Below are 16,613 nucleotides of genomic sequence, written 5' to 3' on the forward strand. Positions count from 1 at the left end.
TTTCAAGGGCTACATCAATATTTTCTGATGTAGCCTTATTACATCTCACACACATGAAATTATTAAGAATAGCTTTCCTGCTTTTATTCTTTCTGGAGGTAAAGGCACAGCAAATCCAAATTGGTAATGGCCTGGTAGAACGGAATTTTACTTTTGATGGAAAGGTTTGGCGAACGGCATCATTCCGCAATCAAGCCACACACCAGGTAATTGCGGTTAAAAGCGATGAGTTTCTGCTTTTAGCCATGAACAAGGAACAGGGACTAACGATATCAGATTTTACAGCTGCCGCTGCTCCCGAAAAATATAACCACGCCGATACTTCTTTTTTAACCTTTACCTATAAACCACTTCCCCAAATCGCTAAAGATCCCATTGCGCCTCAAACCATCAAAGTTCAGTATAGCTTAAAAAAAGGAGAGACCTTTATGCGCAAAAGCCTGCAGTTAGTTTATAAGGAAACTGCAACGATTGACCGTTTGGAAGTAGAGCGATTAACCATTGCGCAGGAGCAAAAAGGCGGGGTAAAGGAGAGCCGGTTTTTGTTGGCAATCAATTGTTTCTGGGTCTGGAATATCCCGGAGGCTACGCCAGGCGAACCGATGGCAATACCCCTAAAGATTATGGCAGGCATTACGAAAAAGTAGGCAATTATAGCGATATCAATCTTGAAGGAAGAGACATTGAACCTAAAGGAACTAAAGGCATGATCCGCCTGATGCATTTTCCGGGATATGTCCTGAAAAATGCAAATAATCGCTATGAAATGATCAGTAAAACTGCTGTAAACGGTTTTGCAAGGCCTAACCAATCAGTAGAAATGGCTTTCATGACCTATCTGGAAGGATTATGGAAAAAGCCAAAGTCTTTTCTGCATTATAATAATTGGTTCGAGCCCAAAGCAAAAGATTTAAGTGGCGATGGGCTGATTAATATTTACAGGGAGTTTAAAGCCGCAACTGTACCTTATGGTATTAATTTAGATGCAGTAGTGCCCGATAATGGCTGGCAGAATACCAGATCGATCTGGGATCCGCTTCCGAAGTTTTTCCCCAATGGCATTAAAGATGTTAAGAAATTAAGCGACCGCTTAAGGGCCGAGGGTACAGGTTTTGGCCTTTGGCTATCTATTAACGGGTATGTTAATAAAATAGACTGGGGGCTGGCCGAAGGATACAAAGAAGCAAAACCTAACGCTTATTTTGCAAAGTTCGGCCGGTATTATAGCCTTTCTTCAACCCAATATAAAGATACTGTATTGAAGAAAATTCCGCTATTGGCAAAAGAAACCGGCACCATTTATTTTAAGCACGATTTTAACCAGTTAAGCGATCTGGCAGAGGGTAACAACCACCCGGCAACCGATCGTCATGGTCATGAAGCAAATCTCGATGCCTGCCTTGAAGTTTTGGTGGCTACCCGTAAAATGAACCCCGAAATTTATCAGAATATGACCAATTGGGTGTGGTTTTCGCCCTGGTGGCTTAAATATGCCGATGCGCTGTGGATGCTGGCGGGCGATGATGGAACAAATGGCAACTGGCCAGAAATTTCTACACGTGCCATGGCCTCAACCGATCGCGATACCTATTTATGGCGCATGTGGGGAAATCCCGCCGACAGGCCTTTAGTGCCCATTTCGAGATTGATGACCCATGGAATCATCAAAACAAGCGATGGTAGAATGGAAAGCCAAAGCGATAACCTTCAGGATTGGCAGGAATATGTGTTGATGCATTATGGAAGAGGTACACTTTTAAAAGAGTGGTACATCTCTCCATCAGCCATGCACCCCGATGAGTGGAAGGCTTTATGCACGGTACACAATTGGGCAAAAGCACATCAGAAAGCATTAAACAATACCTTTTTTGTAGGTGGTAGGCCAGATGAAGGACATGCTTACGGTTATATAGGCTGGGATGGCGACAAAGGTGTATTGGTAGCCCGTAACCCGGATGGCAGGGAGCAGAAACTCCGGATTCCTTTTAATCAAAGCATTCATTTTGGCGGGCAGAACGGAACAGTTTTTCATGCCAATGTGGTATTTCCATATGCAGATGCCTATCCGCAGCATTTTATTGCCGGGCAGGAAATTGAAATTGTTTTACCAGGTTATGCTACAATGGCTTTTGAGTTCGAAAAGGGTAAGCCAGAAAATGCGGTTACGCTTCCAGCCCTACCAGTAGTGAAAACAAGCGAAGATACCGATGGCCCCATCAATGAGATTACACTTCCGGTAACCGTTAACGACCGTTGCGATTTACTGGTAACAGGCTTTCCTGATCTTCCGGAGCTACGTATAGACGGAAACACCGTGGTGCCGGTAAGAACAAGTAAATCGAAGATTAACAATTTTGCTGGTTATGCTGTAGCAGGTATGCCAAGTACCGTAGCCAAAGCCTGGAATATGGCCAGCTTTGATTTAAAACCTTACTTAGGTAAGAAAATTAAGATCAGCTACAAAGGCATGGGAGCATTTAAGAGCTTTTTGCTGATAGAACAGGCCGTTGATGGAAATAAAGTAACAACCGGAAATGATAAGCTTTGGCCAATAACCAATAACAGTCGCAGACAGACCATACCATTAATCAACAAAACACACTAAACAGAAACTATGAAAACCATTCATAAAATAATACTATATCTGTTGCTGTTAGTCCCCGCGGCAAATGCCCTGGCTTCAGATTTTGAAACGGGTACAAAGAGCCTGATAAAAAGGGTATTACCTAAACATGCTTCTTTTTTCGAGGTAGCGCAAATAACTGCTGATAACAATAAAGATGTATTTGAGATAGAAGGAAAAGGAAGTAAAATTGTATTGCGTGGAAATACGCCTGTAGAAGTTGCCTCGGCCTTAAACTGGTACCTCAAATATTATTGTCATGCACAACGCTCCTGGTGTGGCGATAATATGGATTTGCCTGCAAAACTTCCTGTTCCTGCGAGTAAGGTTCGGATCACTTCGCCATACAAAGACCGCGTGTACCTCAACTATTGTACCTTCAATTACTCCATGAGTTGGTGGGATTGGGAGCGTTGGGAAAGGGAAATAGACTGGATGGCGATGCAGGGAATAAACATGCCCCTGTCCATTACAGGACAAGAAGCCGTTTGGCAAAATACTTTGCGCAAGTATGGCATGAACGATGAGGAAATCCGTTCGTTTTTGGTAGGTCCGGCTTATTTTGCCTGGCAATGGATGACCAATATTGAAAGCATTAACGGGCCTCTGCCACAAAACTGGATTGACAGAAGCATTGTTTTGGGACAGAAAATTCTGACCCGCCAACGGCAGCTGGGTATGACCCCAATTCTTCAGGGTTTTACCGGATACGTGCCCATTAAGCTGATGGAAAAACAACCCCAGGCAGATATCCGTAAAAAAGCAGTATGGTTTTATGTCGGCCCCGGCACTGCACAACTCAATCCCTTAGACCCCTTGTATGCCCGGATGAGCAGAACTTTTATCGAAGAGCAAACCAGGTTATTTGGTACCAACCATATTTATGCTGCCGATCCTTTTCATGAAGGAAAAGCACCTGTAGATGGAGATGAATATTTAGCGCAGGTAGGGAAGGCGATATATTCTACCACGGCAAGTGTGGATCCGAAAGCGGTAATTGCCATGCAAACCTGGAGCATGCAAAAAGCAATAGTACAGTCTATTCCACCCGAGCGGATATTGATGCTTGATTTAAATGCCTCAAAATGGAAAGGAAGTGAGGCTTTCTGGGGAAGGCCATGGGTAGGTGGGATTATTCACAACTTTGGTGGCAATACGGCTATGGGTGGGGATTTGAATGCTGTATTAGCAGCTTACCCGGCAATTTTAAACCAGCCCGAAAAATCAAAACAATTTCAGGGAATAGGCATGTTCCCTGAGGCCATAGAACATAACCCGATTATTTACGAGGCTGCAGCAGAAATGGCCTGGAGAAAAGAAAAGCCCGATACCAAAAAATGGATGGACGATTACCTGCTGGCCCGATATGGAAGCAGCAACGAAAAAGTAAGTTTAGCCTGGGATACGTTATTGCATACCGCATATGGTAAAAGTGGTATTGTAACCTTTATGGAAAGCAGTATCTGCGCCAGACCGGCTTTAAAAATAAATGGTGCATCGCCCAATGGTGCTTTAAACTCAGAAAAAAAGTATCGCTTTAAAAGCCTTTGGGAAGCACTGGCACTATTGCAAAAAGCCCCGGCAAATATGCAGGCCAAAGATACTTACCGTTATGACCTGGTAGATTTAGCCCGTCAGTGCGTGGCAGATTTAGCCATACCCATGCAAAAAGAAGTGGCCGATGCCTACCGCAACGGAGATAAAGCTGCGTTTGGCCAAAGTGCTAAACAATACCTGGCTTTAATGGACGATTTTGACCAGCTGCTGGGAACACGAAAAGAATTTCTTTTAGGTAAGTGGATTGCAGATGCACGGGCAATAGGAAAAACAATGGCCGAAAGTGATCTTTATGAAAAAAATGCCCGGGCCTTAATTACCATATGGGGACCATATAATGAGCAGGCCATTCAATATGACTATTCGGCAAGGCAATGGAACGGTATGGTGAAAGATTTTTATAAGGCCCGCTGGAAAAAGTTTATCGATTTCCTAAGCGCTGAACTCGAAAAAGGAGAAAATGAACGTTACAAAGAGGAAAAAATCAATAACAGGTTTAACCGGCCAAGTAATACCGCAAACGACTTTTATAAAGCTATGTCCAAATGGGAGTCAGACTGGACCGAACTACATAACCCTAAATTTAATGATAAGCCAGCTGGCGATGAAGTTAAAATTGTTAACCAGGTTTACCAAAGCTGGTTGCCAACAGCCAACAGGTTATTGAAGTAACTAAACGATAAATTATGAAACTTCGGTAAAGAATACAAGGAAGAATTAGTTCTGCTCTGGTCCATTCTTTTTAAAACCATCCATGTAAATTGTTATTGAACTTACATGGATGGTTTTTGTTTTTTGAATTATTCGTTTGCTGGAGTATTTCGCTGTTTTTGAGATTCTTAAATTTAGCTGATGTGGTCTGGAAAATCCATCATATCTCAGCGCTGTATTGCACAAAATAACAATCGATTGAAATGAATGGTTATATTTGTGAAGTTGATACAATCCTAAGTCCCTTTAAAAGGATAAAATCTCGATAATTAACCATTTTAATCACGATCAATCAATGAACCTGCACCGCACAGAAGCTGAACTTTGGAGGTCTTTTTGTGCAGGAGATGAAAATTCGTTAGTGGGTTTATATGAGCAGTATTACACTACTTTTTTTGTTTGGGGCTGTAAATGGTTAGGTGGGGAGGCTGATTTTGTGAAAGACCAGCTTCACGATTTTTTTATTTACATCTGGGAGCGGCGCGAAAGGCTTGCTCTGGATATCAATGTTAAAGCTTATCTGCTCACTTCTTTCCGCAGGCAGTTGCTTTACCAATGGAAAAAGCACAAGAAATCAGAGCCCATCGAAAATTTTGTTGATACGCTCGAAATATATGAATCAGAACTTCTGGATGCCGAATCGATAACCGAACAGTTTGCTCAACTCGAAAAAGCACTTACCCTGCTCAGCCCTGCACAAAGAGAGGTAGTAGAACTCCGTTTTCTGCAAAATAAAACCATGCAGGAGATAGCAGACCACAAAAATACAAGTCTCCGAACAGTCTATAATCTGCTTCACAGGGGCGTTAATAAGCTTCGGTCAGAAATAAATGAAAAAAACTTTCTTTGGCTGTGGTAAATTTCATATCACTTGTTCTCTGTATTAGAAAGAACAAGCAATTATGGAGTTTAATTCAAGCAACGATTTTATAGAAGACGAATCTTTTGTCGATTACTGCCTTAACCTGAAGGCAGAGCACGTTGCCCTGTGGAAAGACTATGCTACCCAAAATCCTGATAAATTAAAATATATGGACGAAGCAGCAGAACGGATTCAAAACCTGCAACTGCTGTTACTGTCCGAAAAATTAAAACCCCGGGCAGTTGCCTCATTAAAACAATATTTACACAAGGATAAGCAAAGGCCGGTTTTATGGCGGTATATTGCCTCTGCGGCTGCAGCATTGCTGGTTTTAACGGCTGCTATCTTTTTATTTTACCGCCTTCAGCACCAAGAGCACCAATCAGACCTTGCTCAGTTCTCGACCCATAAGTATTTTTACCAGGCAGGGGCCAACCAAAGAAAAGCCATTAACCTCTGGGATGGTAGCTTTGTTATTCTCGATAAAAATGCAAAATTATATATCGATTCTACTTTTGGCAATGTAGACCGCTCCATGCATTTATCGGGAGTGGCTTACTTTAAGGTAGCTAAAGATAAAGCACACCCATTTAAAGTTTACACCGGCGATTACGTTACCACCGCTGTTGGTACTTCATTTAAGCTGGAAACCAACAACCCGCTAAAAAAACTTAAAGTAGAGTTAGAAGAAGGTAAGGTTACTGTTGCAAAAAGAAAGGGTAACCTATGGAACCTGCTGGCTACCCTAAACCCCAAAGAGAGCATCAGTTTTGGCAACCGCTTAAATTTGCTTCAAAATCAACGCTTTTCTGTTCAAAATTTCAATAAGTGGAAAGCCCAGGAAATTATTTTCAAGAATGCTCCACTCAGGGAAGTACTCCTGCAACTGGAAATTTATTATAACGTTGCCATCGACTTAGAAGATAGCGATGCAGGCAAGGAAACTTTTAACGGAACCTTCAGGCATGATTCTATTAAATCTGTTTTGGAAATGTTATGCTTCTCCGTAAACAAACACTACAAATTTACCGATTCAAACCACATTATTATTTATTAACCAACAAACCAAACAACCAAACATTTCATGAAGTTAAAAAAAATAAAGTGGGGCTTGCTCAGGCAAACCCCATTAACCAGATTTCTATTGATCAGCTTTTTGTTTATTTCAATTTGTTTAAACGCATTTGCACAGGAAAAAAAACAAATTGCATTTAATAAAACACCTGCCGAAGAAGCCTTTACTAAACTGGAAAAAGAGTTTAAAGTACGTTTTTACTACTCGGATAAAAGCATTGGCAAAAAGGAAGTAATTAACATGGTTTCCAAACTACGCTCTTTAAACGAAGTACTCGATTATTTAAACGAGGCCAATGGCCTGGTTTTTAAAACCAATGGTAATATGATCGCAGTAAGTAAAAAGGATAAAGACAATCTTCCGGCCGCTAGCTCACCTAAAACAAGTTTCGAAATGAAAGGCAAGGTAGGGCTGATAGATGGAGACCATATTATTTATGTTGTGGGCATTACCGTTCGGGAAGCAGGTTCGGCAAGCTCGGCGATAACCGACGATAAGGGTAATTTTAAAATTACTACCACATCGCCGGCACCCACACTATCCTTCAGTTACATCGGCTATCAAACCATAACAGTCGATGTTAAATCGAACGCGCAATTGAATGTTAATTTGCAGGAAGATGCCAATATGCTTAAAGAGGTTACCGTGGTATCTAACGGTTATCAAACACTGGCAAAGAAGAATACAACTGGGAGTTATGCTACCATTACCGCAGCCGATATTGAGCGCAGGAGCAGCCAAACCCTCGATCGTATTTTAGAAGGATCGGTTCCCGGCTTATCGGTGTACAACGGCTTCAGGTCGGTGGCCGGAGTAAGAACGCAAACCGGACCCGATATTCAGGTAAGGGGTGGTAGTGCCATTCAGAGCGAGCGGAATACCCCTTAATTATTGTTGATGGTTTTCCGGTTAACCAGTTACCCGATAACTTTAACGATGTAGAAAAAATTGATGTCTTAAAAGATGCCTCAGCTTCGGCCATATGGGGTGCCAGGGCAGCCAACGGCGTAATTGTAATTACCACTAAACGCGGAAAACAAGGTGTTTTAACCATCGATTTTTCTGCGAATTTGTACCTGACAGAAAAAAATGATTTTAGTGTGCTTAAGCGGGCAAGCTCGGCCGATATGATTGGTGTAGATAACGAAATTTATGCAAAGGGATATTTTACCGGTGCTTTTTTTCAAGGTACACAGGGCGGCTTTTCTCCTTCATTTGATTACATCCTGCAAAAAGAAAAAGGATTAATTTCTGGAGCAGACCTTAGCCGTAAACAAGATTCACTTTCGGGGCTGTCTAATCTTCAGCAAAATAAAGCGCTCTTAGCCCGTATGGGTATACGTCAGAATTATTATTTATCGCTGGCTGGTGGCGCAAATAAATACCGTTTCAGGTTTTCCGGATCGTATGATAATAGTAAATCCAATTTTATAGGAGATGCCTATCGTGCAATACAGGTAAATATGCGCAACGATTATGAGATTACGCGCTGGTTACACGCCGTGGCCGATTTAAATGCCGTTTTTAACAATCAGGATGCTGGTACTGATGTAAGGTCACAGCTTTATGGCCTTGCCCCATATCAAATGCAGCTTGATGCAAACGGTAATTATGTTTACGATTACAATGCATTTAATGTGAATACAATGCCACCCTAATGGCTAAAGGTTACTACGATAATGGTAAAAATCTATTACAGGATGCAAGACTGTCAGATAACAACAGCAGTGTTTTCGGCTTAAGAACAAAACTTGGTTTAGAGGCTACACTGGCTAAAGGCTTAACCTTTAATACCTATTTCCTCTACGATAAAATGAAAACAACCAACAATCAGCTGGTTAACGAATATTCGTCTGCAGCCCGGTTGTTGTTAAACCGCTATGCCAGTTTAGATGCTAACGGGAAAGCATTTTTTAACCTGCCAAAGGGAAATTACCTTAATCTGGCCGAAACTACAAACGATAATACCTCTGTGCGTTCGCAAATTAATTATACCAACCTGTTTGCAGGCAAACACTTTGTTAGTTTAGGCGGTGGCGCAGAAGTTAAACAATATGTAACCAATGGATTAACCAACCGTAAATACAATTACAACGACGATTTGCAGTCGTGGTCGCCAATTAACCAGATTGTGCTGCTAAACGGTGTAATCGGGCAAAGCGGATCCAATACCACTTACGATGCAACCCAATATGATAAATTCAGCTACGTAAACAACAGAGAGGTTTCTTTTTATGCCACAGGTACCTACACTTACGATGACAGGTACACTTTACAGGGTAGTTTACGCTTTGATGAGTCTAATTTATTTGGTGTCGACCCCAAATACAGACGTACGCCACTTTGGTCGGTAGGCGGAGCCTGGGATGTAACCAAAGAGCAGTTTTTTCATGTCGATTTTATTAATCTGCTTAAGCTGAGGGCTACTGTTGGTTTAACCGGTAACTACGATCCCAGCACTACACCTTTACTGGTTGCAACCAGAACTTTTCAGGCTGCAACTTCTGATTACCGTGCAAGGGTTGATGCCAGTAATCCCTATAATCCAAAATTGAGATGGGAAAGAACAAAAACATACAATTTTGGGGCTGATGTAGCTTTCCTGAAAAACAGGTTCCAGCTGAGCATAGATATGTACAAAAAATATGGTTACGATTTGTTGGGTACACAATTGCTCGATCCAACCATTGGCTTTACTTCAACAAAGCTAAACGGAGCGCAAATGACCAATAATGGTTTAGAGCTGGCCTTAACAGGCAGGGTGTTGCAGGCAGGTAGTTTCGTATGGACAAGTACATTCAATTTTGCCTACAATACCAATAAAATTACCGAGAATAAAATTGCAGAAAGCAATCCTACTACAGGCCGTGTTACCGGTACCGTACCTTTTTATGTGGAGGGCTATCAGCGCGAAGGATTATGGAGCTATAAATGGGCAGGCTTGAGCAATATCGGCGATCCGCAGGTTTATGATGGCAACGGCAATAAAGTTTTGGTGCCGGTTTTGGGATCGTTGGAATACAGCGGCTCGTACCGGCCAAAATATACCGGTGGTTTTACCAATATTTTCAATTACAAAGGCGTTTTTGCCAGTGCAGTGCTCATCTATAATTTCGGGGGCGTTTTCCGTCGCGAAATGCCATCCATGAACGGTTACGACTGGAGCCCGGTTATTAATTACCAGGTTGCCGATAGGTGGAAAGCATCCGGAGACGAAGCGCGTACAGATATTGCAGCTTACCAGTCTTCTCCCACTTTGCTATATGATGGCCGCGATCGCGCAGCTAAATACTCCAATAATAGTGTAGAAAGCAGCAGTTTTATCCGCTTAAGAGAAATACAGATTGGTTATAAAATACCGGCTGCTATATTAAAAAACACACCGGTTAAGAGCTTATCTATATCGGCCCAAATGAACAATATTGCCATCTGGACCAAAAATAAATATGGTATAGACCCCGAGGCTGTTGATGCACAAACAGGTGCTTACTATCTGCCTACGCCTAAGGTAACTACGTTTAGCCTGCGCGCAGGTTTCTAACTCATAAATTAAATTATAATCTAATGAAAATTAAATTAATTATAATCGCGGCATTTATCCTCATTGGTTTTGGATCGTGCAAAAAATACCTGGATGCTAACCCAATAAAGGGAAAAGTAATCCCTAAAACACTTGCCGATTACGAAGAATTCTTAAATGATATCTTACTTAGTCAATCGGGTTATACCTACCCGAATTCATGACCGATGATATTTTGAGTGCTACGGTTATTGCGCCAACAACCGATAGAATGTCCAGGGCATACACCTGGCAAAAAGATTTGTTGTTATCAACCGACGATGACAGCGAATGGAATGCCCCGTACAACTATATTTATATCTGTAACCTGGTACTCGATAATTTGCAGGCGGCAACGCAGGGCGACGATCAGACCAGAAACCGTTTAAAGGCCGAAGCCTTAACCCAACGGGCATATTACCTTTTTACCCTAGCTAATTTATACGGGAAAGATTATGTAGCAGAAAGCGCTGCAACTGATCTGTCTGTTCCGTTAATGCTGCACGCCGATCTCGAAGCCGTAGCTAAGCGGGCCACTGTAAAAGAAGTTTACGATCAGGTAATTAACGATCTGACTGCAGCTGTTGCAACTACCGATTTTCCAGATGCCGGCCGTAACTATATTCACCCCGGTAAACTCGCTTCAATGGCTTTGTTAGCCAGAGTTTATCTTTTTAAAGGCGATTACGTAAATGCTTTAAAATATGCTAACGAAGTGCTGGCTAAGAAAAGTACGCTTTTCGATTGGAATGTGCTGAGCTTCAGCAATCCGTTAAAACCAACAGCTGCTACTATTCTCAATAATCCGCTGCCTCAAAATAATATAGAGAATATTTACAGTAAAACAGCGTCAAATCAAGGTTTGTTAACACGTTTTATGGCCAGTTCCGATCTGTTAAGTGTTTTAGACCAGAAAGACCTGCGCTATGTTTTCAATTTTACCCGTTTAACCTCAACCGGGGCTGCCAGTACAAGTGTTAATCCCGATTTTCTGGGCACTACACCAAATTTCAGCATCGGGGTTCCCGAAATGATGTTAATCAAAGCCGAATGTTTGGCCAGATCGGGAGATAAAGACGGAGCAGTTGCTTTGCTAAATGCATTGCGCGTAAAGCGGTTTAAACCTGCAGATTATGTGGCAGTTTCGGCAACAACTACAGATGATGCCCTGATAAAGGTACTATCAGAGCGTAGGAGGGAGCTTCTTTTCCGCGGAGTGAGGTGGTTTGAGTTGAAAAGATTAAACCGCGATGAACGTTTCAGGAAAAACCTGAGCCGTGTAGTAAGTGGCCAAACTTATACCCTCGAAGCCAACAGCGAACGCTATTTATTGCAGATAGCCCCTAAAATTATTGCAATAAACCCATTAATTATTCAAAACCCCAGGTAACAGGTGTTAAAACCTGTTTACCTGAATTTAGTAACCCATAAATTATTCCTTCAATAATGAAGTACCTACTTATTATATCATTACTCTTTCAGTCGCTGCTTGCCACTGCAAAACAAATTACTTTCTATGGGAGTTTTTCAGGCCCCCAACCCTTAACCGAAATAAAAGCCACCCTTTGGGATATTACTGAAGGATACCGCGATGTTGGTTTAGGAAGGGTAAAGAAATATGAGCTCACTTTCGATGAAAAAGGTGGCTTTAAAGTACTGCTTAATGCAGCCAAACCTGGTATTTATAAACTGGCCTATACAGTAAAAGGCAGTCCGGGTGCTGTAGATTTTTTTGTAATGCCCGATAAAGATGTTCATGCCAGTTTTACCGTTACCAACAGTACCGCTACTTTAGATTTAGCAAAAGATATTAACGAAGAGACCAGGGTGCTTTATCAGGTAAATACAGCCGTAACGCCCATTATAATGCGTATTTACCGCGAAAACAAAAACCCCGATTCGGTAAAAATGGAGCTTGGGGAGATAAAAGAACTGTATGCCAAAGCAAAAGCCGGTTACAGCGGAAAAAGTACATTTATCAAAACCTATCTCGATGAGGCAGCATTTTTTCAATACACGGCTATATTGTACGATTACCCGGGTCTTTATAAAGGCCGGAAAAAGAACAAAGACAATATCTGGGTAATGCAGCCCACATACTACAATGATGGTTACGATTATAAGAAATATTTAAACCAGGATGGGGTGATGCTGCATTTAGATGCACCCTTGTATTGGTTAGATCAGTATATAGCGGTAAACCATGCCCCGGTTAATGTTACAGATAAAGCTAAGGTTCTGGATAATTACTTACAGCAAGCCTATCAACTGGTAACGAACCAGCAATTACGCGATGCCTATTCTTTTTATAAGCTAAGTAGCTATTTAAAGGCCACCAAAGGACTTATCCCTACGTCCGAAACTGAACAAATCATTGCCGATAACCTGCACAAGATTAAAGATACGGCTTATACCAATGTGCTTTCGGTAAGCGTTCAAAAATCAAAAAGGATGCTGGCCGGTGCCGAAGGTTTCAAATTTGCGCTCGAAAATACAGGCGGGAAACCTGTTTATCTAAAAGATTATGCAGGCAAATACCTGTATGTAGATGTATGGGCAACCTGGTGCGGCCCTTGTAAAAAAGAGCGCCCTTTTTTCGATCAGCTGGCTTCGCGTTACCAGGATAAGAACATTCGCTTTGTTGGGGTTTCTATTGATAATGTGAACCAGAAGCAGAAGTGGCTGGATATGGTTAATGCAGATACCAATATCGCTATCGATCAGCTTTTTGCAGGCAGTGGTTCGGCATTCGTAAATTATTATGATATCACTGCAATCCCGAGGTTTTTGATTTTCGATCCCAACGGAAAACTGCTTCAATACGATGCGCCCAGACCCAGCAATACCGCAATTACAGCCTTACTGGATCAGTTGGTTGGAACAAAATAAGACTAATAAGACATTAAGAAATGATTGTTTATTTTAAAAGAAGCCTTGTTGCAGTACTATTACTGGTGGCAGGCACATTTAATGCAAAGGCACAATCTTCAGGCAAGGTAAGTATCGATATTGTATTAAGTTCGGCACTACATCAGCCCGGTACCAAATTAAAGCTTTACCGCGATTGGCCAAACAGAAAACTTATAGATACCGGTATACTGGATAGCCAGCACCAATATAGCTTTAAGGTTAGCGATAGTATGCCAGCTGTTTTTACCCTCTCGGCACGAAAGCCCTTTCTCGATCGTACGATAATTTTAGAGAAGGGCGTTTGCACCATTGTAGTAAATGCCGATTCGCAAACTGTGGTTAGCGGAGGTGCATTACAAAGCACTTTCGAAAACTATCAAAAAATGATTAAACCGATGGAGAAGGAATGGACCATCATAGGTAACAGGTATGTTAAGGCCACTACACTTGATGAAAAGCTGCAAGCTGAAAAAGAAAATAAAGTGTATGCCGAAAAGGTTCAGTTGGCTCAGGTTACATTTATTAAGAATAACGTAAACAACACCATCGGTCAGTACCTTACGCATAATCGCATCAATATTTGGCAGGACAAGGATTTAAAAACACTCAGAGATGCCTTTTATCCAAGCAGGAAAACAAATCTGGTATCGGATGAGATCGAAAAGAAAATACTCGAATCATCTCGTAACCTGCTGCTTGGAATGAAAGCCCCTTTATTTACCTTACCAGCGGTTAATGGCGATTCTATTTCTTTGGCGCAATTGTTAAAAAAGAACAAGTATGTGCTTGTCGATTTTTGGGCATCGTGGTGTACGCCATGCCGCGCAACCAACAGAAATATAGCGCCATTGTATACCCGTTTAAAAAATAAAGGCATAGAAATCGTTTCGGTTTCAGTAGATGAAAATAAAACCCTGTGGAAAAAGGCAATAGCAGCTGATCAGATTCCCTGGATTCAATTAATTTCGCCCCTGGCCATGAAATCAGCAACTGTGCAGGATTATCAGGTAAAAACATTGCCAGCTACCTTTCTTATCGATCAAAACGGAGTAGTGGTAAAGCAGAATTTAGAAGTGAAAGCGTTGGAGCAGCTGTTGTTAAAATGAGTAGCAGAAAAGCGCATACCATAGGGGAGAGAAAGGCTTTTTTGAAGTTTTTACTCCTCTTTACTGGTAAATCAGGCGCCTCTGCACGGAAACGGGTATATCAGCTCGCCGAAATTGTTCAATTGCAGGCCGGAGATCATCTCCCGGCTGTAAAGCTAACGGCTTCGGTAAATAAAATAATCATCGTGCTTGATGGGCTGGTAAGCGGCTATGTATTAAAAGCATCACAACCCCGACGGGATATTTGGTTAGGCTCGGGCAGGAGTGTATTTATCAATGAGCGCTTAATGCCGGGTACCAATTATATAAACCTCGAAGCCATCGAAAACTCACTTATCCTGTTAATTTCACAACAGGAGCTTGAAATTGCATGTAATTCTTTTCCTGTGCTCGACCGGCTTTTTGCTCAGTTTATCTTCCCCAATGCAATCAGGGGTTTATCGCACCATACCATGCTAAGTAAGATCGGGCTCCCGGCCCATAAACTCAGTTACTTCAGGAAAGTGTACCCCAGCATATTGGATAGGGTGCCCCCAGGATATACAATTCTTTTGTAGGGCAACAGGAGTGATAAGGTTGATCGAAAGGCCTGGTGGGGCTACTTTCGTGATAACGAAAAAGCCTGAAATCGTATGATTTCAGGCTTTAAAATTTGTATCGGGCTAAGCCTAATACAAAAATGAGTATTAATATCCGGTATTTTGTACCAGTTGTTTATTGCGGTCTACTTCTGCCTGCGAAAATGGCAATACGTTGTTCTTTTCGCCAAACTTTAGCGGAACGCCTGCCGGATTCTTTAATGGGGACAGTTTAGCATCCATTAAATTCCTTCTTTTTAGATCGAAATAACGATGGCCTTCTAAAGCCAGCTCTATTCGCCTTTCGTGAAGAATAAAATCTCTCAGCTTATCTTTCGTATTGTACACCGTCTGATCAACAGCAGGCATTTTTACACTTGCCCGGTCTCTTATATCGTTTAAAGCTTTATAAACAGATGCATCTGGCCCGCTTTCTTCATTTTTAGCCTCTGCGTACATGAGTAATACATCAGCATAACGGATATGGATGATATTCTGATCCGTTAACGGCGTCTTGGTTCTGTCGAATGGTAATTTCGAAAGGTCTACATATTTCTTTTGAGAGTAAGTGGTAAGCAGCGGATCCGATTCGTTAAAAACCGATCCATCCGGATTGATATACTTCTCTGTAGGTACTTTCACCGTAAACTTTAAACGCGGGTCTCTGTTGCTGTACGGATCAGCCGCATTATAGCCCGAGCCGGCTTCGCCTATCATTTTCCCATTGCTCATCTCATATTCATCAATCAGGTTTTGGTAGGGGGCAATACTGCCATACCAGCCCAGCTCTACCAACACACCTTCTCCGTCCTGAGGGTTATTAGGCGCTAGGTATTTAGTAGAGAATATGATCTCGGGATTATTAATCTGTGTAGCGGTGAGAAAAAGCTTATCATAACCACCCTGGTACAGCTGGAATTTACCACCTGTAATTACATCGTTCGAAAATTTAGCGGCCTGTGCCCAGTTTTGCTGAAATAAATAAACCCTGGCTTTTAATGCCTGTGCACTTCCTTTTACGGCATGGCCTGAATAGGCGCCATCGGGCAGATTGGCAATGGCAAAGTCTAATTCCTGGTGGATAAAAGTTAAAACATCTTCTTTTGTGCTTTTGGCTATTTTACCTTCATCAACGGTTTTTGGAGCGGTTTTATAAAGCACCACACCGCCGTAAGCCTGTACTAGATCAAAGTAAAACATAGCCCTTAAAAAGCGGGCTTCGGCTTTATATCCATTTTTAGCGGCTTCACTGCTGGGTGCCTTATCAATATTATCCAAAAAGAAATTACAGCTGGCAATACCTGCATAAGGCGTATCGTAAAATGCGCCAGGTATGTTGGTAGGGTTAACTATGCCCTGGGTTAAATTGCCGAAGCCGAAAAAACTATGCCTGTCTAAAGCGTTATCCGAATAGGTATCTAACCACAATTTTCTTGCACCATAAAAGCCTGCCTGTAACCTGCGGTAAACACCGGTAAGGCCCATTTGGGCATCTGCATCACTTTTCCAGAATGTTTCGCTCGAAATGGCTGCCGTAGGGTTTTTATCCAGAAAATCTTTTTTACAGGAAGTTAACATCCCAATGATGATTAAAACAGCCAAGCTTATCTTGTTATATTTTGTTTTCATTTC

At 41.9% G+C, this 16,613-nt stretch carries 14 protein-coding genes; 13 read left to right on the forward strand and 1 reads right to left on the reverse strand.

The window, feature by feature from the left end; translation table 11 throughout:
• Positions 1-53: 53 nt before the first annotated feature.
• From G7074_RS14580 to G7074_RS14640, 13 genes are all read left to right on the forward strand, one after another.
• A complete protein-coding gene (locus G7074_RS14580; RefSeq protein ID WP_166209105.1) occupies positions 54-647 on the forward strand; it encodes a hypothetical protein in 594 nt (197 codons plus the stop codon).
• Complete coding sequence (locus G7074_RS14585) at positions 557-2,605, forward strand: hypothetical protein (protein ID WP_166209107.1); 2,049 nt, start codon at positions 557-559, stop codon at positions 2,603-2,605. The genes G7074_RS14580 and G7074_RS14585 overlap by 91 nt, the downstream gene beginning before the upstream one ends.
• 9 nt (positions 2,606-2,614) lie before the next feature.
• On the forward strand, positions 2,615-4,852 hold the full coding sequence (locus G7074_RS14590; RefSeq protein ID WP_166209109.1) for an alpha-N-acetylglucosaminidase: 2,238 nt from the start codon (positions 2,615-2,617) through the stop codon (positions 4,850-4,852).
• Positions 4,853-5,186: 334 nt separating this feature from the next.
• A complete protein-coding gene (locus G7074_RS14595) occupies positions 5,187-5,750 on the forward strand; it encodes an RNA polymerase sigma factor (protein ID WP_166209112.1) in 564 nt (187 codons plus the stop codon).
• A gap of 43 nt (positions 5,751-5,793) precedes the next feature.
• Positions 5,794-6,810, forward strand: coding sequence for a FecR family protein (locus G7074_RS14600; protein ID WP_166209115.1), 1,017 nt, complete (start codon positions 5,794-5,796; stop codon positions 6,808-6,810).
• A 27-nt stretch (positions 6,811-6,837) separates the two neighbouring features.
• Positions 6,838-7,716 carry a DUF4974 domain-containing protein gene (locus G7074_RS14605; RefSeq protein ID WP_166209118.1) on the forward strand — a complete coding sequence of 293 codons (879 nt, stop codon included), beginning with the start codon at positions 6,838-6,840 and terminating at the stop codon, positions 7,714-7,716.
• 182 nt (positions 7,717-7,898) lie between these two features.
• The gene (locus tag G7074_RS14610) at positions 7,899-8,486 is read left to right on the forward strand and encodes a hypothetical protein (RefSeq protein WP_240916311.1); all 588 of its coding nucleotides are present in this window, start codon (positions 7,899-7,901) and stop codon (positions 8,484-8,486) included.
• A complete protein-coding gene (locus G7074_RS14615) occupies positions 8,486-10,369 on the forward strand; it encodes a TonB-dependent receptor domain-containing protein (protein WP_166209120.1) in 1,884 nt (627 codons plus the stop codon). Before G7074_RS14610 ends, G7074_RS14615 begins: the two co-directional genes overlap by 1 nt.
• Positions 10,370-10,392: 23 nt before the next feature.
• Positions 10,393-10,572 (forward strand): hypothetical protein, encoded by a 180-nt coding sequence (locus G7074_RS14620; RefSeq protein ID WP_166209123.1) that lies wholly within the window; start codon positions 10,393-10,395, stop codon positions 10,570-10,572.
• Complete coding sequence (locus tag G7074_RS14625; RefSeq protein ID WP_166209126.1) at positions 10,569-11,777, forward strand: RagB/SusD family nutrient uptake outer membrane protein; 1,209 nt, start codon at positions 10,569-10,571, stop codon at positions 11,775-11,777. Before G7074_RS14620 ends, G7074_RS14625 begins: the two co-directional genes overlap by 4 nt.
• 56 nt (positions 11,778-11,833) lie before the next feature.
• A complete protein-coding gene (locus G7074_RS14630; protein WP_166209129.1) occupies positions 11,834-13,276 on the forward strand; it encodes a TlpA disulfide reductase family protein in 1,443 nt (480 codons plus the stop codon).
• A 20-nt stretch (positions 13,277-13,296) separates the two neighbouring features.
• Positions 13,297-14,403, forward strand: a complete 1,107-nt coding sequence (locus G7074_RS14635) for a peroxiredoxin (RefSeq protein WP_166209132.1) — start codon at positions 13,297-13,299, stop codon at positions 14,401-14,403.
• On the forward strand, positions 14,400-14,960 hold the full coding sequence (locus G7074_RS14640) for a hypothetical protein (RefSeq protein WP_166209135.1): 561 nt from the start codon (positions 14,400-14,402) through the stop codon (positions 14,958-14,960). The genes G7074_RS14635 and G7074_RS14640 overlap by 4 nt, the downstream gene beginning before the upstream one ends.
• Before the next feature lie 129 nt (positions 14,961-15,089).
• Here the strand turns inward: G7074_RS14640 and G7074_RS14645 are convergent, their stop codons facing one another.
• Positions 15,090-16,610, reverse strand: coding sequence for a RagB/SusD family nutrient uptake outer membrane protein (locus G7074_RS14645; RefSeq protein ID WP_166209138.1), 1,521 nt, complete (start codon positions 16,608-16,610; stop codon positions 15,090-15,092).
• Positions 16,611-16,613: the final 3 nt, after the last annotated feature.

The organism is Pedobacter sp. HDW13, assembly GCF_011303555.1.
Lineage (GTDB): Bacteria > Bacteroidota > Bacteroidia > Sphingobacteriales > Sphingobacteriaceae > Pedobacter.

Coding starts and splice junctions, on each gene's coding strand:
- G7074_RS14580 (WP_166209105.1), top strand. CDS start 54: ATGAAATTATTAAGAATAGCTTTCCTGCTTTTATTCTTTCTGGAGGTA.
- G7074_RS14590 (WP_166209109.1), top strand. CDS start 2,615: ATGAAAACCATTCATAAAATAATACTATATCTGTTGCTGTTAGTCCCC.
- G7074_RS14595 (WP_166209112.1), top strand. CDS start 5,187: ATGAACCTGCACCGCACAGAAGCTGAACTTTGGAGGTCTTTTTGTGCA.
- G7074_RS14600 (WP_166209115.1), top strand. CDS start 5,794: ATGGAGTTTAATTCAAGCAACGATTTTATAGAAGACGAATCTTTTGTC.
- G7074_RS14605 (WP_166209118.1), top strand. CDS start 6,838: ATGAAGTTAAAAAAAATAAAGTGGGGCTTGCTCAGGCAAACCCCATTA.
- G7074_RS14615 (WP_166209120.1), top strand. CDS start 8,486: ATGGCTAAAGGTTACTACGATAATGGTAAAAATCTATTACAGGATGCA.
- G7074_RS14620 (WP_166209123.1), top strand. CDS start 10,393: ATGAAAATTAAATTAATTATAATCGCGGCATTTATCCTCATTGGTTTT.
- G7074_RS14625 (WP_166209126.1), top strand. CDS start 10,569: ATGACCGATGATATTTTGAGTGCTACGGTTATTGCGCCAACAACCGAT.
- G7074_RS14630 (WP_166209129.1), top strand. CDS start 11,834: ATGAAGTACCTACTTATTATATCATTACTCTTTCAGTCGCTGCTTGCC.
- G7074_RS14635 (WP_166209132.1), top strand. CDS start 13,297: ATGATTGTTTATTTTAAAAGAAGCCTTGTTGCAGTACTATTACTGGTG.
- G7074_RS14640 (WP_166209135.1), top strand. CDS start 14,400: ATGAGTAGCAGAAAAGCGCATACCATAGGGGAGAGAAAGGCTTTTTTG.
- G7074_RS14645 (WP_166209138.1), bottom strand. CDS start 16,610: ATGAAAACAAAATATAACAAGATAAGCTTGGCTGTTTTAATCATCATT.